Here is a 17546-nt window from a genome sequence, read left to right as displayed (position 1 = left end):
CGTCGTAGGTGCGGCGTCGCGGTCGCGGCTCGCGCCGCTCCTACAGCCGGATACGTACCCTGCAGAAGCGGCGCGAGCCGCGACCGCGACACCACGCTTGCTGCGAACCGCGCGCCTCAGGCGCGTTGCGCCCACTGCGCATACAGACCCGCCTCGCCGTCGGGCAACAACCGCATCAACGGTAGGCGCTGCTGCGCCGGCGGCAGCGCCATCTGCGCGTAGACCCCGGCGGTCGACAGGCCGAACGGTTCGCCGTCTTCGTTCGAATACGCGTAGTAGGCGCCCGCCACGCCGCACAGGTGCATCGCCGCCAGGCACATCGGACACGGATGGCCGCTGGCGTAGATCGTGCAGCCGTCCAGCCGGGTCGCGCCGAGCGCCTGCGCCGCTTCGCGGATCGCCAACAGTTCGGCGTGCGCGGTCGGGTCGTGGGTTTCCAGGATGCGGTTGACGGCGCGCGCGACGACCCGTCCGTCGCAGACCAGCACCGCGCCGAACGGGCGGCCGCCGGCGGCGGCGTTGGCGCGCGCGAGGGCGATGGCCTCGCGCATGAATTCGAGATGATGCGGGGCGGTGTGCGAGTCGTGCATGGCGGGCTCCTGCGATGGCGGCAACGACAGCGTGCCTGCGCCGCGGCCGCGCGGCGTGGACCGATCCTGGCGGTTCGCGGCGGCGGCTGGCGGGTTTGGGTCGCGAAGCAACACTTGTGGGCTGCGCAACCAAATCACCGGCGTTCCGCGAAGGCGGGCTCCGTTTCACTTCGGCGCAGCCGGATATCCAGGGTTTTATCGAGGCATGACTCTGAAGTCTCTGGATCCCCGCCTTCGCGGGGATGACGGCTGGCGAGAGTTCAACGAAACCAACTACCGTCACTCCCGCGAACGCGGGCTCCGCGTTGCTTCGGCGCAGCCGAGCCCTCGCCGCCCCGAAAACAAAAAAGCCCGGCCGAAGCCGGGCTTTTCTCGTCAGACGCGGACCGGCAGGTTCAATCGCCCATCTGCTTCTGCATGTGCTCCCAACGCTCCTGCGCGTCGATGGTGCGCTCGGCGGTCAGACGCGCCTCGAGGCGGTCCAGGCCGATCTCTTCGCCGGTGTCGACGCAGAAACCGTAATCGCCGGAGTCCACGCGCTTGAGCGTGCTGTCGATCTTGCTGATCAGCTTGCGGTAGCGGTCGCGGGTGCGCAGTTCCAGCGAGTTCTCCGTCTCGCGGGTCGCGCGCTCGGCTTCGTCGCCGACGTCGCGCACTTCGTCCTTGAGGTTCTCGATGGTCTGCTTGGACTCCTCGACCAGATCCGTGCGCCATTGCAGCAGGCGCTGGCGGAAATACTCGAGTTGCAGCGGGTTCATGTATTCCTCGTCCGGGCCGGGCTTGTAGCCTTCCGGCACGATCGGACGGCCGGTCGCGGGATCGTTCTTGTACGGAACGACCTTGACCTTGGTCTTCGGCGCGGGCGAGGACGGCGCCTTGGTGGTCACCGCCACGGCGACCTTGCCGGCCGGACGGGCCGCAGCGGACGCGGGCTTGCCGGCGGGAGGGTTGCTGGATGCTGTCTGGGTCACTGTGTTCTTGCTTTGGTCGGAGATGCTGACGGCCTGCTTGGCTGCGGGCGCCGGAGCGCTGGGCCGGGCAGGCGGCGAGGGGGTCTGGGCCGCGCCGGGCGCGGGCTTGTGCTTCACAGCTTGAGGCTTGTTCGCTTCAACTTTTTTAACGTCGGGCTTGGCGGCGGCAGTTTCTTTGATCGGCGTCGCTTTGGCTGCGACCGGCTTGGCCGCGGGCTTGGCCGGCGCCGCCTTCTTGGCCGCGGCGGGCTTGACCGGCGCCGCCTTGGCGGCCGGCTTCGCCGCGGGCTTGGCCGGCGCCGCCTTCTTGACCGCGGCGGCCTTGACCGGCGCCGCCTTGGCCGCGACCTTCTTGGCCGCCGCCGGCGCCTTCTTGACCGCCGGCTTGCTCGCCGCCGTCTTCTTCGGCGCGGGCTTGGCCGCGGGCTTGGCGGCCTTCTTCGCGACGGGCTTGACGGTCTTCTTGGCGGCCTTGGCGGCCTTCTTCGCAGGTTTTTTCACTGCCACGACAGGCTTGTCCTTCTATTCCCTGAGGGCGCCGCCGGACGCGGTCCGGAGGCATCGCGGGCCAAGCATGACCCACCCGGCCATCAAATGCACATGCGTTCGATGACCGCAAGTGAAATCCGGCGCACGACCGGTTTTCGCCCGGCCCGGACGGCACGGCTACGCGTTTCGCGCCGCGGCGGACCTTCGTCTTGCACTTGCCTTGTTTTGGGGAAAGCGCGCTGTTATACCCTGCCGGGGCACCCGCGGCAACCGCACCGCACGCGTCCCGCGACACGCCCGCCGGAAGCGTAAAATACGCCCCAGCGCGGGGCTTTCGCCGCAAGCTTCCCCCGCACCGTCACTACCGCTGCCGGCATTAAGGAAACGTGATCGCCCGTCTGCTCCTCATCCTGCTGCGCGGCTACAAACGTTGGATCAGCCCCTTGCTCGGCCAACGTTGCCGCTTCCACCCGAGCTGTTCGTCGTATTCGATGACGGCGATCGCGCATTACGGCGCGCTCAAGGGCGGCTGGCTCACACTCAAGCGGTTGGCGCGCTGCCATCCGCTGCATCCCGGCGGCTACGACCCGGTGCCCGGCACCGAAGACGCCGCCGCCTCCCCCGACCCTTCCGGACATTGCTCATGCCATCGACCCTGATCGTCAACGCCCGCCTGGTCAACGAAGGACGCGAGTACGACGGCGACCTGCGCATCGACGGCGACCGCATCGCCGAAATCGGCGCCGGCCTGTCGGCGCGCGCCGGCGAGACCGTGATCGACGCGCGCGGCCGCCGCCTGCTGCCGGGCATGATCGACGACCAGGTGCACTTCCGCGAACCCGGCATGGAATACAAGGCCGACATGGCGACCGAATCGGCCGCCGCGGTGGCCGGCGGGCTGACCACGTTCATGGACATGCCCAACACCAGCCCGCCGACGCTCGACGCGGCCGCGCTGGAAGACAAGTACCGCCGCGCGACCGGCCGCGCCTGGGGCAACTTCGGCTTCTACCTGGGCGCGAGCAACGACAACCTCGCCGCGATCCAGCAGTTGGACCCGCGCACGGCGCCGGGCGTCAAGGTGTTCATGGGCGCATCGACCGGCAACATGCTGGTCGACGATCCGGTCACCCTCGACGCGATCTTCCGCGACGTGCCGACGCCGATCATCACCCACTGCGAAGACACGCCGATGATCGACGCCGAGCTGGCGCGCTACAAGGCCAAGTACGGCGACGACATTCCGGCCCAGTTCCATCCCGACATCCGCTCGCGCGAGGCGTGCAAGAAGTCGACCGAGCTGGCGATCTCGCTGGCGCGCAAGCACAACACCCGCCTGCACGTGCTGCACATCAGCACCGCCGACGAACTGGCGCTGTTCCAGCCCGGCCCGATCGAAGGCAAGCGCATCACCGCCGAGACCTGCATCCATTTCCTGCGCTTCGATCGCAGCGATTACGAGAAGCTCGGCCATCTGATCAAGTGCAATCCGGCGATCAAGGACCCGGCCGACCGCGAGGCGCTGATCCGCGCGGTCGCCAACGACGTGATCGACGTGCTCGCCACCGACCACGCGCCGCACACCCTGGAAGAAAAGGCGCGGCCGTACACCTCGGCGCCGAGCGGTTTGCCGCTGGTGCAGTTCGCGCTCAACGCCGCGCTGGAACTGGTCCACGAAGGCCGCCTGAGCACCGCGCAGGTGGTCGACAAGTTCGCCCATGCGCCGGCCAAGCTGTTCGATGTGGACCTGCGCGGCTTCCTGCGCGAAGGCTATTTCGCCGACCTGGTGCTGATCGACGACGCGCCTTACACGGTCGCGCGCGAGGACGTGCTGTCCAAGTGCGGCTGGTCGCCGTTCGAGGGCCGCACCTTCCGCAGCCGGATCGCCTCGACCTGGGTCAACGGCCAGCTCGCCTGGGACGGCGTGTCGCTGGTCGGCGCGCCGAACGGGCAGCGTCTGGCGTTCGCGCGATGAGTCTGGCCACGCGCGCGGCCGCGCTGATCTGCGCGGCCGCGCTGGCGCCGGCGGCGTCGGCGCAGGTCGTGGCGCAAGGCAGCATTCCCGACAACGCCGCCGCACCGGCGGCGGCAGCGGCGACCGATGCGCGGTTGGTGTTTCCCGCGTCGGTGCCGCAGGGCTCGATGGTCATCGGCAAGGTCCCGCCCGGCAGCGTGGTGCGCTACGGCGGTCGGCAGTTGCGGGTCACCGCTTACGGCAGCGTGGTGTTCGGCGTCGGCCGCGACGCCAGCGGCACCCTCAATGTGGAAGTGCAGCCGCCCGGTGGCGCGCCGCAGCGTGCCGGCATCGCCGTGACGGCGCGCGATTTCCCCACCGAATACATCAGCGGCGTGCCGCCGAAGACCGTCAATCCGCCGCCGGAGATCGCCGCGCGGATCGAGCGCGAGCAGGCCCAGGTGGTCGCGGCGCGCGCGCGCGACGACGAACGCCCCGACTTCGCCCAGCCGTTCCAGTGGCCGGTGCAGGGCCGCATCAGCGGCCGCTTCGGCAACCAGCGCGTCTACAACGGGCAGAAGGGCTCGGGCCATTCGGGCATGGACATCGCCGCGCCGACCGGCACCGCGGTCAAAGCGCCGGCCGCCGGCGTGATCACGTTCGCCGCGCCGGACCTGTACCTGACCGGCGGCACCGTGCTGCTCGATCACGGCCACGGCATCAGCTCGAATTTCCTGCACCTCTCGCGCATCGACGTCAAAGTCGGCGACCGCATCGCCCAGGGACAGACGATCGGCGCGGTCGGCGCGACCGGCCGCGCGACCGGGCCGCATCTGCATTGGGGCATGAACTGGTTCGACGTGCGGATCGATCCGCTGCTGGTGTTGGAGCGGGCGCAGGCGGCGGGTAAGGCGGCGCCGTAAGGCCTGCGATCCGACGGGCTGCGGGCGCGTTCGTCGCGGCTGCGTTTTCGCGGTCGCGGCTTGCGCCGCTCCTACAGGGGGCGGTCGAGGCTTGCGATCTTCCTGTAGGAGCGGCGCGAGCCGCGACTGCGGGGCAACCGGCCGCGCCGCTACTGCGAACGCGCGCGGCCGGTGGACCGGCTGCCGGCGGCCTTCGTCGTCGTTGCGTTTTCGCGGTCGCGGCTTGCGCCGCTCCTACAGGGGGCGGTTGGGGCTTGCGATCTTCCTGTAGGAGCGGCGCGAGCCGCGACTGCAGAGCAACCGGTCGCGCCGCTACTGCGAACGCGCGCGGCCGGTGGACCGGCTGCCGGCGGCGTTCGTCGTCGTTGCGTTGGCGCGGTCGCGGTTTGCGCCGCCCCTACATTTCCAGCGCTTGCAGCGAGGGCGACAGTTCCAGCTCGCGCATGCGCACGCACTTCGGGTTCGGCAGGCGCGGGCCCGCGAGCGCGAGCAAGGCGTTGCCGCGTTCCATCAGGCCGCGGCGCTGGCGCGCTTGGGTCAGCGCTTGTTCGAGTTCTTCGGCGTCGGCGTGCAGGCCGGCGGCCAGCGCGTCGCCGTCCGCGAGCCCCAACGCTTCGCGCCGCGAGGGACGCAGCCACGCGCCGATCTGCGGCCACAGCGAGTCCCAATCCAGCTCGGGAAACGCCAGCGTCGGCGGCGGCGCGGCGGGCAGGCTCGGGGCCAGCCGGCCGCGCGGTTGCGCGGGGTTTTCGGCGAAGCAGCGGTAGACGAATTCGCTCGCGCTCATCGCGCCGGCGCTGTCGGCGGCGGTGTGCAGCAGCGCTTCGCGCAACGCCGCGCGCAGCGGCGCCGAGTCGGGCAGTTCGCGGTCGCGCAGCGCCGCGGCGCGGCCGAGCGCGGCCAGCGGATCGCCGGAAAACGCAGGGCGGCGCAGCGACAAGGCATGCGCGAGCACGGCGATGCGGTCGGGGTCCTGCAACGGGCGCTCCGCGACCAGCGGCCGCCGCGCCTGCGCTTCGAGCAGTCGCTCGTCGGCCAGGCATTCGGCCAGCGGGCGTTCGATCACCCCGCCCGAACCGGTTTCGATCAGATAGCCGGCGCGGCCGACCACGGCGGCGTGATCGAAGCGGCTTTCGCCGAACCACGCGGTCAACGCCGCCAGCGGGCCGCGGTGGCGCAGCAGCAGCACGTCGCCGGTGCGCAATCGCGCCGGCGCCGCGCCGCCGTCGGGGGTCACGACACCACCTCGCGCGCGGCTTCGGCGCCGTGCGCGGTGACCCGGTCGCGGCCGGCCGACTTGCTCGCGTACAGCGCCGCGTCGGCGCGTTCGAGCAACTGCTCCGGCGTCTCGTCGGGCACCAGTTCGGCCACGCCCAGGCTCAGGCTGACCGGCAACAGGCGGCCGTCGATCGACAGCGGGCTGCCGCTGACCGATTCGCGCAGATGCTCGGCGACCCGCACCGCGTCGCGCAGCGCGGTGTCGGCCAGCACCACCAGCACCTCGTCGCCGCCGTAGCGGCCGAACAGGTCGTAGGCGCGCAAGCGGTTGCGCGTGCGCAGGGCGACGATGCGCAGGGTCTCGTCGCCGACGCGGTGGCCGTGCTCGTCGTTGATGCGCTTGAAATGATCGATGTCGAAGAACACCACCGACAGCGGCCGGCGCGAGCGGTGCGCGCTTTCCACCGCGCTGCGCAGGCTCTGCGAGATCGCCGCGCGGGTCATCGCCCCGGTCAGGCTGTCGTAGGTGGCCAGGCGGTTGGCGGTGTCGCGGTCGCGGCGCAGCTGTTGCAGCTTGGAGGTCAGGCCGAGCAGCAGGCCCAGCCCGCCGAACGCCAGGCCGACCGGGAAGGTGTATTCGAGCCAATCGAATTCCGGCCACCACTGGTGGTTGGCGCCGACCAGCACCACCAGCAATCCCATCAGCGGCAACCACGCCAGCAACAGGAAATAGGCTTCGCGCTGGCGCCGCCACACCGCCACCACGGTCGCGTACAGGATCAGCGCGACCACCGCGAGCAGGTTGAGGTTGCCGAACAGCGCGCTGTACTTCCAGGTGCGGAACAGCGTCACCACGATCAGGCCGCCGAGCGAATAGCTGCACCAGTCGAGCAGGCGCGAGATCCGCGGCTGGGTCGCGCGCAGGCCGAGGAAGAAGATCAAAAAGCGGATGCTGGCCAACACCGCGGCGGTGTTGAGTACGATGTTGGTGCGCGCGTCGGGGGCGATCTCGTTGAGCCACGGCACCACCCGCATCTCGCCGCCGTCGGAGGTCAGGGTCAGGATCTGCAGGATCAGGGTCAGCCCGAGATAGGCATAGCCGCGCTCGCGCAAGCCGATCCAGAACCCGAACGCCAGCACCGCGACCACGCCCATCGCGGTCAGCACCACGCTGCGCAGGCCGACGTGCATCATGTCCTCGCGCTGGACCATCGCCAGCGGTTCGATCTCGACCCGCGACTGCATCAAGTCGGCGGCGAGCATGCGCAGGTACAGCGTGTCGCCCTTGTGCAGCCCCTTGGGCAGCGGGAACACGATCATGCGGGTGGAATGGTTGAGGTCGATGTCCGGGCCGTAGATGGCGCGGCGCAGCGGCAGGTCGTCGCCGGGCCGCCACAGCTCGATCTCGCGGCGCGAAGGCCGGTCGATGGTCAGCTGCGGCGCGATTCCTGCCTCGACGTCCTGGTTGACGACCACCCGCCACCACGCCGGCTGGCCCTTGGGCGCCCACACCTGTTGCCCGGACACGGCCTCGAAGCGGCTGTCGAATTCGCCGGACAGCACCCGCGCCGGCACCGGATCGCCCTGCACCAGCCGCGACAGGCTCAGCGAAGGCGCGCGGAAACCGGTGGGGTCGTACGGGTCGCGCTGCGCCTGCGGCGCGGCGGCCAAGGCTGCGGAAGGCAGGACCAGGGACTGCGCCGACGCGATCGTCGCCACCGCCCACAACGCGAGCACGGCCAACCAGCCGCGCCAGCTTCCACCCAAGGGTGTCCCCATGCCCCTTCCGGTCACCAGTCTGCTATGCCGAGCATAGCCGAAGGGCCCCGGTACCCGGTGCAGGGGGCCATCACGGTTTCCACCTTGAAATTGTGCTGTCGCACACGCCTCCATGCATTGCCGCGCCGGTGCGGCCCTTCTGGCGCCGATCCTACACCGCCGCGGCGCATCGGCGCCGCCGGCAAAAACGACAGTTTCGCTGGCGCGCGCGGGCTCGCGGCGCTGCGCGCGGGCCGCGAACTCTGCGTGCGCGCAGCGGCGCGCCGGCCCGAACGGACCGGCGCGGCTTCATCGTTCAGACGCCGCCCGAACACGGCGGCCGCGGCTTACTCGCGCGCGCCCTGCCCCGTGACCCGGGCGACCGCGTCGTGCGCGTGCAGGCTTTCGAAATGCGCGACTTCGGCGTCGAACCTTTCGATCCGCGGATCGGCCGACAACGCGGCGGCGACGCGGCGCGCGGCGTCCTCGCAGAACATCAGGTTCTCGGCGTTGAGGCGGGCGAAGGCCTGTTCGTCCTCGCGCTTGACCGCGGTCTGCACCGGCGTGGCCAGCGCGGTTTCCAGCGCGTCGATCAAAGCCACCAGCGGCAGTTCGTCGAAGGCCGGGCGCAGGTCCACGCGCACGTCGGCGCGGCTGCGCTGGGCGTGCGGGGTCGCGGCCAGGCCGCGTTCGGACGCCAGCCAATCGCTGACCACGGCGGTCGACAAGGGATGCGCGGCGGCGAAATCGGCGGCGAAGCGCTCGGCGTTGAGCTGGCGCGACAGCGCCGCCGAGGCCGGGCACGTGCTGGAGTATTCGACCGCGAAACGCAGGCCCAACTGTAAGTGGCCGTCGATCAGGCGCGCGTCGATCTCGACCGGATAGCGCTTCCAGCCGGCGTTGGCGCTGGCCAGGGCCGGCCGCAGCAGCAGTTGTTCGTAACGCAGCACCAGCCGCGCGGCGCTGGAAATGCCGCCCTGGCCGTCGATCAGGCTCTGCAACACTCGGCGCAGGCCGGCCGGAGTGACCGTCTCGCTGGCGAAAGCGTTCTGCAGATGCAGGTACATGCGCGACATGTGGATGCCGCGCGCGTTGGCGTCGCGCAGGTTGACCGCGACGTCGACCGAGGCCGCGACCTGGATCGCGCCGCCGTCGGCGCCGGCGATGCGCAGCGGCAAGGCGATGTGGGACATGCCGACCCAGTCCAGCGGACGCGCCGCGGCGGCGGCGTCGAAGGCGACATCGGGCAGGCTCGAACGGGAGGGTACGAAAGGAGTATTCACAACGCTGAAAGTGGGGGCGCGCAGGGGGAACGCAACGCCGCCATTCTACCGGGGCCGGCCGCGCCGCCCCGGCCCCGGCCTGCAACGGTCAGTTGCGGGCGCCGCGCCAGGCCGCCAGCAGCGCGGTCCACGGCGACAGCGGCCGGGCCGCGTCGCCGCGCTGCAGGCGGGTATGCGCCAGCGCGGTCCACAGCCGCCGCGGCACGGTCGCGCCGAAGCGCTCGGGCCATTGCGCCAGCAGTTCGCGGCTCCATTCCGCCGCCGCGCCCTCGCCCGGCCGCGCCATCGCGCGCGCGACCACGCTCAGCGGCACCGCCGGGTCGCCCTGCAGCAGCAGCCGGGTTTCCAGCAGCGAGGACTGGATCGCCGGCACCGCCGCCTCGGGCAGTTGCCCGGGGATCGGGTCGAACAGGGCCGCGTCGATCGCCGCGCAGGCCTGGGCCAGCGGCAGCAGGCCGTCGAAGGCCTCGGTGCGGTCGCCGGGGCGCTCGCGGCTGTCGCGCAGGCCCGGCAGGGCCGCGGCCAGCGCCAGCCACGGCGCGTCCTGGCGTTGCAGGGCCAGCCCCAGCGGGTGCCGGCGCCGGCCCTCGCGCCAGCCCTTGAGTTCTTCCATCCACCAACCGAGCTTGGCCTCGCCGGGCAGCGCGTCGCTGCCGCCCCAGGCGGCGTCGGTCAGCTCCTGCTGCAACGCCGCCCAGGCCACCGCCGCGCCGCGCTGGGCGCGCGGCACGAACACTTCGGCCACCGACCACTCCGGCCAGCGCGCGCGCCATTTGCCGGCGAAATCCTGCAGCGCCTGCTCCGGGGTGGCGCCTTCGGCGGCGGCGGTCGGCGCGCTCATCGCGTCGCCGGCCATGCGTCCGCCGCGGCCAGCGCGATCGGGTCGTCGACCAGCACATCGCCCTGCCAGGCGATCGGGTCGTCCAGTTCCAGCCGATAGCCCCACAGCGCGACCACCGACGGCATGCCGGCGGCGCGCGCGGCGAGGATGTCGCGCTCGTCGTCGCCGACGTAGGCGCAGCCGCCGGGGTCCACGCCGATGCGTTGCGCGGCCACCGTCAGCGGCAGCGGATCGGGCTTGCGCGCGGCCAGGGTGTCGCCGCCGATCAGCACCGCGCAGCGCGCCTCCCAGCCCAGCAGCGGCATCAGCTTGCGCGCCAGGTATTCGGGCTTGTTGGTGACGATGCCCCACGGCGTGCCGGCCGCTTCCAGCGCCGCCAGCATCGCTTCCACGCCGGGGAACGGCGCGCCGTGCAGGCCCAGTTCGCGTTCGTAGATGTCGAGGAATTCGGGCACCCAGGCCTCGCGCTCGCCGGCGTCGACGTCGGCGAAGGCCGCGCCGAGCATCGCCCGCGCGCCCTTGGACACGTGCGGGCGCAGCGCTTCCAGCGGCATCGGCTCGCGCCCGCGCGCGGCGCGCATGGCGTTGGCGGTGGCCAACATGTCCGGCGCGCTGTCGAGCAAGGTGCCGTCGAGGTCGAACAGCGCCGCCTTGGGGAAGGCCGGCGTCGGCGCCGCGCTCACGCCGACGCGTCCTGCGCGTCGGCCGGCTTGCAGGCGCAGGCCAGGTAATTCACGTCGGCGCGCGGGACGAGGCGCGCGCCGTTGCGCCAGGGCTCGTACATCAGGCCGCTGACGTCTTCCAGCTGCAGGCCCGCTTCGCGCAGCCACGCCGCCAGTTCCGAGGGCTTGATGAAATCGCGGTACTGATGCGTGCCCTTGGGCAACAGGCGGGCGACGTACTCGGCGCCGACGATGGCCAGCGCGAACGCGGCCGGGGTGCGGTTCAAGGTCGACAGGAACAGCCGCCCGCCGGGCTTGAGCAGGCCGGCGCAGGCGCGCACGATCGCGCCCGGGTCGGGCACGTGTTCGAGCATTTCCATGCAGGTGACCACGTCGAAGCGCGCCGGCATTTCCTGCGCCAGCGACTCCACCGACTGCAGCCGGTAATCGACGCTGACGCCGGTCTCCAGGCGGTGCAGCTTGGCGACCTTGATGAGCTCCGGGGCCAGATCGATCGCGGTGACCTGGGCGCCGGACGCGGCCAGCGCCTCGCTCAGCAGGCCGCCGCCGCAGCCGACGTCCAGCGCCAGCGCCTCGCGCAGCGGCGCGCGTGCGGCGACGTATTCCAGCCGCACCGGGTTGAGCGCGTGCAGCGGCTTTTGCGGGCCTTGCGGGTCCCACCAGCGGTTGGCCAGGGCGCCGAACTTGTCCAGTTCGGCCTGGCTGAAGTTGTCGCTGCCGGGGGCCGGGGCGTCGCCGTGGGGGTCGTGCGGTGCGTTGCTTGCTGCGCTGCTCATGCCTGCCTGCTCGTTCTGTCGCCGCGCGGTGGGCGCGGCCGGTGTGCTGCGTGCCTGACGTCGGCGTTTCGCGCCGCGCGCCTAGTGTGAAGCAGGTCCGCTACGGTCTGCGTGAACGCACTGCGGCGCAACGTCGCAGGCCGTGCGGGCCGTCGTGGATCGGAGCGGCGCGCCCGGATCCGCAACGCGATCGCGCTCAGCGCGCGATCGCGGCGATGCGCTCGCGCCACTGGCGCGCATTCGCGATCAGCGCGGCGGTGTCCATGTCGACCAGCACGCGTTCGCTCAGCTTGGACTTGCCGGCGATCCACACGTCGCTGACCTGATGGCGGCCGGTCGCGTAGATCAGCTGCGAGACCACGTGATGCAGCGGCTGGGTTTCCAGCTGGCCGAGGTCGACGCAGGCCAGGTCGGCCTGCTTGCCGACTTCGATCGAACCGATCTTGGCGTCGAAGCCGAGCGCCTTGGCGCCGCCGAGGGTCGCCGCACGCAGCGCGCTGAAGGCGTCCAGCGCCTTGGCGTCGTTGGCCACGGCCTTGGCCAGGATCGCCGCGGTGCGGGTCTCGCCGAACATGTCCAGGTCGTTGTTGCTGGCGCAGCCGTCGGTGCCGATGGCGAGGTTGACCCCGGCGTGCTGCAACTTGCAGGCCGGGCAGAAGCCCGAGGCCAGCTTGAGGTTGGATTCGGGGCAATGCACCACGCTGACCCCGCGCTGCGCGCACAGCTCGATCTCGGCGTCGGTGAGCTGGGTCATGTGCACTGCGATGAGGCGGTCGGTGACCAGTCCCAGGCGATCCAGGCGCGCCAGCGGGCGCTGCCCGTACTGCTTGATCGAATCGGCGACTTCCTGCGCGGTCTCGTGCGTATGCAGGTGGATCGGCAGATCCAGCTGATCGGCGAGCATGCGGATGCGCTCGAAATTCGCGTCGCTGACCGTGTACGGCGCGTGCGGCGCGAACGCGGTCGCGACCAGCGCGTCGTCGCGCCACAGGTCGTGGACCTCGCCGGCGCGGTCGAAGTATTCGTCGGAGGTCTTGGCCCAGGCGGTCGGGAAATCGATCACCGGCAGGCCGACCCGGGCGCGGAAGCCGTGGCGCTTGTAGACCGCGGCCTGCACGTCGGGGAAGAAGTAGTTTTCGTTGGCGCAGGTGGTGCCGCCGCGCAGCATCTCGGCGATCGCCAGGGTGATGCCGTCCTCGACGAACTGCGGCCCGATCACCGCCGCCTCGACCGGCCAGATGTGGCCTTGCAGCCACTCCATCAGCGGCAGGTCGTCGGCGATGCCGCGCAGCAGGGTCATCGGGTTGTGGGTGTGGGCGTTGACCAGGCCCGGAATCAGCGCCGACTCGGGCCGGCTGACGGTCTGCGCCGGCGCGTAGCGCTGGCGCGCCTGGGCGATCGGCAGGACGTCGGCGATGACGCCCTTGCTGACGATCACCGCATGCTGTTCCAGCACCACCGCATGCGGCTCGACCGGCACCACCCAGCCCGCTTCGATGGACAGGTCGCAGGGAACGGGCTGGAGTTCGGAGGTCATGGGCGCTGCTCGCTGTCTGGGCCGGTGCGCTGGCCGGATGAGGAAGGCCGCCCCGTGGCCGGGCCGGCCGGGTGTTGCGAAAACGCGGCCACTGCAGCCGGCCGCGTTGGGGTGACGCCTGGGGTGTCGCGGCTGGCCGCGCTAAGGCGGCAGCACGGCGCGCGCGCAACGCGGCGCCTGTCTTGCGCGGGTTCCGGCGCGAGCCGGAACCCATTGTGCCGCCGCTTTTCTTGCCCGGGCGCTACAGCGTCGAAAACGACCGCAAGCGCAAAACCGATCCGGGCTTTCGTCGGGACGGCTTTCGTCGGGACGGCTCCCGTCGAGAGAGCCCTCGCCGGGACGGCGTCCCGCCGAACCCGCGGCCGCCCGAGGCGGCCACGGGCCGATGCGTTACTTGACCCGGCTGACGTACTCGCCCGAACGGGTATCGACCTTGATGATTTCTTCCTGGCCGACGAACAGCGGCACGCGCACCACCGCGCCGGTTTCCAGGGTCGCCGGCTTGCCGCCGCCGCCCGAGGTGTCGCCGCGCACGCCCGGATCGGTCTCGACGATCTTCAGCTCGACGAAGTTCGGCGGCTGGACCGCGATCGGGGTGCCGTTCCACAGCGTCACCACGCACTCCTCCTCGCCCTTGAGCCACTTGTCGGCGCCGGCCATGCCGGCCTTGTCGGCCTGGACCTGCTCGAACGACTCCTGGTTCATGAAATGCCAGTACTCGCCGTCGGAGTACAGGTACTGCATGTCGGTGTCGACCACGTCGGCCTGCTCGACGCTGTCGGTCGCCTTCATGGTCATTTCGACCACGCGGCCGGACTTGATGCTGCGGTACTTGACGCGGGTGAACGCCTGGCCCTTGCCCGGCTTGACGTACTCGGTCTCGGTGATGATGCACGGATCGTTGTTGACCAGGATCTTCTGACCGTTCTTAACGTCGTTCATGCCAAGGGTGGCCATGCTGAAACTCCCTGCAAATGATTTGTGTCGGTGAATGAGGTTCCAGACGCCGCGGCCCGGGGCCGCGCGCGTCCAGCCGCCGTCGTCGGCGCCGCCCCGGCCGGCCGCGCCGGGGACCGGACGCGGCCCCGCGGCCGCCTGGCGGCGCGGGGAAGGCTAGAATGTCGGGCTGCGCCGGCCCCGTCCGCGGCGAAACCGCCGCTGCGGGACCCGGGCGCCGTGATCGGAACCCTGAAGGCTAGCCCCGCATGATACCTGCTGCGCATCCCCTCCCGCACCCGGCCCCCGCCGAAGCCGCCGCGCCGCCCGCGCGCTGGCAGGCGCTGTGGCGCGACGCGGTGCGCGACCCGCGCGAGCTGCTGGCCCTGCTCGGCCTGGATCCGCAGGCGCTGGGCGTGTCGGACGCCGCCGCCGCGCAGTTCCCGCTGCGGGTGCCGCGCGGCTTCGTCGCGCGCATGCGCGCCGGCGACCCGGCCGACCCGCTGCTGCGCCAGGTCCTGCCGCTGGACGCGGAAATGCGGCCGATGCCGGGCTTCAGCCTCGACGCGGTCGGCGACGGCGCGGCCAAGGCCGGCCATGGGGTGATCCGCAAGTACCGCGGCCGTGCCCTGCTGATCGCCACCGGCAGCTGCGCGGTCAACTGCCGTTACTGCTTCCGCCGTCACTTTCCGTATGCCGAGGAAACCGCGGCCGCGGCCGGCTGGCGCGAGGCGGTCGCTGCGATCGCCGCCGACCCCGGCATCGACGAGGTGATCCTGTCCGGCGGCGACCCCTGGTCGCTGGCCACGCCGAAGCTGGCCGAACTCACCGACGCGCTCAAGGCCGTGCCCCAGCTCAAGCGCCTGCGCGTGCACACCCGCCTGCCGGTGGTGCTGCCCGAACGCGTCGACGCCGCCCTGACCGAGTGGTTGGCGGCGCTGCCGTGGCCGGTCGCGGTGGTGCTGCACGCCAACCATGCCAACGAATTCGACGCCGGCGTGGACGCGGCGATGCGGCGCCTGCGCGCGGCCGGCGCGACCTTGCTCAATCAAGCGGTGCTGCTGCGCGGGGTCAACGACAGCGTCGAGGCGCTGGCCGCGCTGAGCGAACGCAGCTACGCCGCCGGCGTGCTGCCGTATTACCTGCACCAGCTCGACCGGGTCGAGGGCGCGGCCCATTTTGAAGTCGCCGACGACCGCGCGCGCGACCTGCACCGCGCCCTGGCCGCGCGCCTGTCCGGGTATCTGGTGCCCAAGCTGGTGCGCGAAGTGGCAGGCGACCCGGGCAAGCGTCCGTTGTAAGGTTGTAATCTGGTTGGGGTTTGATGGGGAACGCCGCAGGTTGCGGCTTTGCGTTCGCGCAAAGTCCGCCAGCTTCGCATCCGTGGCGTGTTCGAACCCTAAAACGGGTCACAGATTCTCGTCCCCGCGTGGACGAGGCCGGCGCTTCGTGTCATAAAACCGGCCCACGGAGGTGGTGAATGCAATTCGGCAAAGACATGGTGCTGCGCTTGCTGATCGTCGACGACAGCGTAGAGGCGGCCGAAGCCATCGTCAGCGCGCTGCGCAACAGCGGCATCGCGGTGCGGCCCACGCGCCCGGAAAGCGAACAGGAACTGTCGGCGCTGATCCTGCAGCACCCGCCGGACCTGGTCCTGGCCGCGCGCAACTCGCGCCACGTCTCGCTGGCCAAGCTGATGCAGGCGGTCGACGCCAGCGGCAAGGACCTGCCGGTGCTGGTGATGATGGAAGCGGTCGACGAGACCGCACTGCTCGGGATCATGGAGATCGGCGCGCGCGGCATCGTCCTGCGCTCCAACATCGCCCACCTGCAGCACCGCATCCGCTCGGAATGGGCCGACCTGGAAGCGCGCCGCTCGCTGCGCAAGCTCGAGGCCCAGGTGCGCGAGACCGAGCGCCGCTGCGACGCGCTGATCGATTCCTCGCGCGATCCCATCGCCTACATCCACGAAGGCATGCACATCCGCGCCAACGCGGCCTACCTGGAGATGTTCGGCTTCGAATCGTTCGAGGACATCGAGGGCATGTCCCTGCTCGATCTGGTCGCGCCGAGCCAGGTCGACGGCTTCAAGCAACTGCTCAAGCAGCTCAGCAAGGGCGAGGCGCCGCCGCCGAGCTACGAAACCCAGGCCCGCACCCTCGACGGCAACGCCTTTCCGGCGGTGATGGAGTTCACCCCCGCCACCTACGAAGGCGAGCACTGCCTGCAAGTGGTGCTGCGCCGGCAGGAGATCGACCCGGAACTGGCGCGCGAAGTCGAAGCGCTGCGCCAGCGCGACCAGGTCACCGGCCTGCTCAACCGCGCGACCTTCCTGCGCCAGCTCGAGGACGCGGTCGCCGACGCCGCCCAGGGCCAGGCCCATCACGGCCTGCTGCTGGTCGAGCCGGACCACTACAACCAGTTGCTGCAGGAAATCGGCCTGGACCAGGCCGACCAGCTGGTCGCCGCCTGCGGCCAGCGCCTGCGCGAAGCGATCGGCCCGGACGACATCGCCGCGCGCTTCAGCGAGCACCAGTTCGCGGTGCTGACCCTGCGCAGCGACCACCAGCACACCTCGGCCCTGGCCGACCGCCTGCGCGCGGCGTTCTTCGAACGCGTGCTGGAGACCGACCACCTCGCCCTGAGCGCCACCGCCAGCGTCGGCGGCGTGCAGATCGGCGAGAAGATCGCCAGCGTCACCGCGGTGCTCGGCAAGGCCAGCCAGTGCCTGCAATCGGCGATCGACATCGGCGGCAACCGCAGCGAATTGTTCGACCCCGGCGCCGCGGACCGCGCCGAGGAAGAACGCATCGCGGCCTGGGTCGCGCGCATCCGCGACGCGCTCGACGCCGACCGCTTCGTCATGAACTACCAGCCGCTGATCAACCTGCACGGCGAACCGATCGAGATGTACGAGGCCTACCTGCGCATGCAGACGGTCGGCCCGGACGACGGCGGCGAGCTGGTCCAGCCGCTGTCGTTCCTGCAGATCGCCGAGGAACACGGCCTGCTGTGGGAAATCGACCGCTGGGTGGTGGCCAAGGCGATCCAGGTGATCGGCGAGCGCATGCGCCAGGGCAAGCGCACCACCTTGCTGGTCAAGATCACCCAGGCCTCGCTGCAGGACGAAAGCCTGCTCGAGCACATCGTCGAGAAGCTGGCCAAGCACGGCGCCGACGGCAAGCTGCTGGTGTTGCAGCTGCCCGAATCCAAGGTGTTCACCAACCTGCGCGCGGCGCAGGAGTTCCAGTCGCGGGTCTACCACTACGGCGTGCGCGTGGGCCTGGAACAGTTCGGCGCCGGCCTCAACTCGTTCCAGCTGCTGAACCATTTCGACGCCGCCTTCCTCAAGATCGACCGCGGCTACATGGAAGACCTGACCACCAATCCCGACCACCAGCAGCGCATCCGCGAGATCGCCGAGAAGGCGCGCGAACTGGGCCGGCAGACCATCGCCGAGTTCGTCCAGGATGCGGCGAGCATGAGCCTGCTGTTCGCGGCCGGGATCGACTACGCGCAGGGGCATTTCCTGGCGGCGGCGGGGCCCGATATGGATTACGACTTCCAGTAAAGCCAGAGCGGGATTG

General features: G+C 70.9%; 15 protein-coding genes. 5 read left to right on the top strand and 10 right to left on the bottom strand.

From position 1 onward, the window contains the following. Nucleotides 1-116: 116 nt before the first annotated feature. Nucleotides 117-590, bottom strand: a complete 474-nt coding sequence (locus tag JHW38_RS00605) for a nucleoside deaminase (RefSeq protein WP_207524112.1) — start codon at nucleotides 588-590, stop codon at nucleotides 117-119. A 395-nt stretch (nucleotides 591-985) separates the two neighbouring features. After that, nucleotides 986-2068 carry an RNA polymerase-binding protein DksA gene (gene dksA / locus JHW38_RS00600; RefSeq protein ID WP_207524111.1) on the bottom strand — a complete coding sequence of 361 codons (1083 nt, stop codon included), beginning with the start codon at nucleotides 2066-2068 and terminating at the stop codon, nucleotides 986-988. Between the two features lie 368 nt (nucleotides 2069-2436). On the opposite strand from dksA, the gene yidD reads away from it, so the two are divergent. The 3 genes from yidD to JHW38_RS00585 are packed head-to-tail and all read left to right on the top strand — an operon-like array spanning nucleotide 2437 to nucleotide 4927. After that, nucleotides 2437-2709: a membrane protein insertion efficiency factor YidD gene (gene yidD / locus JHW38_RS00595; RefSeq protein ID WP_207524110.1), complete on the top strand. Its 273-nt coding sequence runs from the start codon at nucleotides 2437-2439 to the stop codon at nucleotides 2707-2709. After that, nucleotides 2694-4025 carry a dihydroorotase gene (locus JHW38_RS00590; RefSeq protein ID WP_207524109.1) on the top strand — a complete coding sequence of 444 codons (1332 nt, stop codon included), beginning with the start codon at nucleotides 2694-2696 and terminating at the stop codon, nucleotides 4023-4025. Before yidD ends, JHW38_RS00590 begins: the two co-directional genes overlap by 16 nt. Further along, nucleotides 4022-4927 (top strand): M23 family metallopeptidase, encoded by a 906-nt coding sequence (locus tag JHW38_RS00585; RefSeq protein WP_207524108.1) that lies wholly within the window; start codon nucleotides 4022-4024, stop codon nucleotides 4925-4927. Before JHW38_RS00590 ends, JHW38_RS00585 begins: the two co-directional genes overlap by 4 nt. 397 nt (nucleotides 4928-5324) lie before the next feature. On the opposite strand, the gene JHW38_RS00580 is transcribed toward JHW38_RS00585, so the two are convergent. The 8 genes from JHW38_RS00580 to efp form a co-directional block, all read right to left on the bottom strand. Beyond that, nucleotides 5325-6164, bottom strand: a complete 840-nt coding sequence (locus JHW38_RS00580; RefSeq protein WP_207524107.1) for a hypothetical protein — start codon at nucleotides 6162-6164, stop codon at nucleotides 5325-5327. After that, nucleotides 6161-7924 carry a sensor domain-containing diguanylate cyclase gene (locus JHW38_RS00575; RefSeq protein WP_207524106.1) on the bottom strand — a complete coding sequence of 588 codons (1764 nt, stop codon included), beginning with the start codon at nucleotides 7922-7924 and terminating at the stop codon, nucleotides 6161-6163. Before JHW38_RS00575 ends, JHW38_RS00580 begins: the two co-directional genes overlap by 4 nt. 326 nt (nucleotides 7925-8250) lie before the next feature. Then, a complete protein-coding gene (gene folE2 / locus JHW38_RS00570) occupies nucleotides 8251-9186 on the bottom strand; it encodes a GTP cyclohydrolase FolE2 (RefSeq protein WP_207524105.1) in 936 nt (311 codons plus the stop codon). 88 nt (nucleotides 9187-9274) lie between these two features. Beyond that, a complete protein-coding gene (locus tag JHW38_RS00565; RefSeq protein WP_207524104.1) occupies nucleotides 9275-10027 on the bottom strand; it encodes a phytoene/squalene synthase family protein in 753 nt (250 codons plus the stop codon). Further along, on the bottom strand, nucleotides 10024-10710 hold the full coding sequence (locus JHW38_RS00560) for a phosphoglycolate phosphatase (RefSeq protein ID WP_207524103.1): 687 nt from the start codon (nucleotides 10708-10710) through the stop codon (nucleotides 10024-10026). Before JHW38_RS00560 ends, JHW38_RS00565 begins: the two co-directional genes overlap by 4 nt. Beyond that, on the bottom strand, nucleotides 10707-11486 hold the full coding sequence (gene ubiG / locus JHW38_RS00555) for a bifunctional 2-polyprenyl-6-hydroxyphenol methylase/3-demethylubiquinol 3-O-methyltransferase UbiG (RefSeq protein WP_207524102.1): 780 nt from the start codon (nucleotides 11484-11486) through the stop codon (nucleotides 10707-10709). Before ubiG ends, JHW38_RS00560 begins: the two co-directional genes overlap by 4 nt. Before the next feature lie 196 nt (nucleotides 11487-11682). Next, entirely contained in the window at nucleotides 11683-13023 is a 1341-nt protein-coding gene (locus JHW38_RS00550; RefSeq protein ID WP_207524101.1) for a TRZ/ATZ family hydrolase, read from the bottom strand. Nucleotides 13024-13413: 390 nt separating this feature from the next. Further along, on the bottom strand, nucleotides 13414-13980 hold the full coding sequence (gene efp, locus JHW38_RS00545; RefSeq protein WP_207524100.1) for an elongation factor P: 567 nt from the start codon (nucleotides 13978-13980) through the stop codon (nucleotides 13414-13416). Between the two features lie 248 nt (nucleotides 13981-14228). Between efp and epmB the strand changes: the two genes are divergently transcribed. Both epmB and JHW38_RS00535 read left to right on the top strand, forming a co-directional pair. After that, nucleotides 14229-15260: an EF-P beta-lysylation protein EpmB gene (gene epmB / locus JHW38_RS00540; protein WP_207524099.1), complete on the top strand. Its 1032-nt coding sequence runs from the start codon at nucleotides 14229-14231 to the stop codon at nucleotides 15258-15260. A gap of 179 nt (nucleotides 15261-15439) precedes the next feature. Further along, nucleotides 15440-17530 (top strand): GGDEF/EAL domain-containing response regulator, encoded by a 2091-nt coding sequence (locus JHW38_RS00535; RefSeq protein WP_207524098.1) that lies wholly within the window; start codon nucleotides 15440-15442, stop codon nucleotides 17528-17530. Nucleotides 17531-17546: the final 16 nt, after the last annotated feature.

The organism is Lysobacter enzymogenes (genome assembly GCF_017355525.1).
Taxonomy (GTDB): domain Bacteria; phylum Pseudomonadota; class Gammaproteobacteria; order Xanthomonadales; family Xanthomonadaceae; genus Lysobacter; species Lysobacter enzymogenes_C.
This window is presented reverse-complemented; position numbering and strand designations above follow the sequence as displayed.

Bases quoted from the DNA above. Each gene is read 5' to 3' on its own strand.
- JHW38_RS00605 (WP_207524112.1), bottom strand. From the start codon at position 590: ATGCACGACTCGCACACCGCCCCGCATCATCTCGAATTCATGCGCGAG.
- JHW38_RS00590 (WP_207524109.1), top strand. From the start codon at position 2,694: ATGCCATCGACCCTGATCGTCAACGCCCGCCTGGTCAACGAAGGACGC.
- JHW38_RS00585 (WP_207524108.1), top strand. From the start codon at position 4,022: ATGAGTCTGGCCACGCGCGCGGCCGCGCTGATCTGCGCGGCCGCGCTG.
- JHW38_RS00575 (WP_207524106.1), bottom strand. From the start codon at position 7,924: ATGGGGACACCCTTGGGTGGAAGCTGGCGCGGCTGGTTGGCCGTGCTC.
- JHW38_RS00565 (WP_207524104.1), bottom strand. From the start codon at position 10,027: ATGAGCGCGCCGACCGCCGCCGCCGAAGGCGCCACCCCGGAGCAGGCG.
- ubiG (WP_207524102.1), bottom strand. From the start codon at position 11,486: ATGAGCAGCGCAGCAAGCAACGCACCGCACGACCCCCACGGCGACGCC.
- JHW38_RS00550 (WP_207524101.1), bottom strand. From the start codon at position 13,023: ATGACCTCCGAACTCCAGCCCGTTCCCTGCGACCTGTCCATCGAAGCG.
- efp (WP_207524100.1), bottom strand. From the start codon at position 13,980: ATGGCCACCCTTGGCATGAACGACGTTAAGAACGGTCAGAAGATCCTG.
- epmB (WP_207524099.1), top strand. From the start codon at position 14,229: ATGATACCTGCTGCGCATCCCCTCCCGCACCCGGCCCCCGCCGAAGCC.
- JHW38_RS00535 (WP_207524098.1), top strand. From the start codon at position 15,440: ATGCAATTCGGCAAAGACATGGTGCTGCGCTTGCTGATCGTCGACGAC.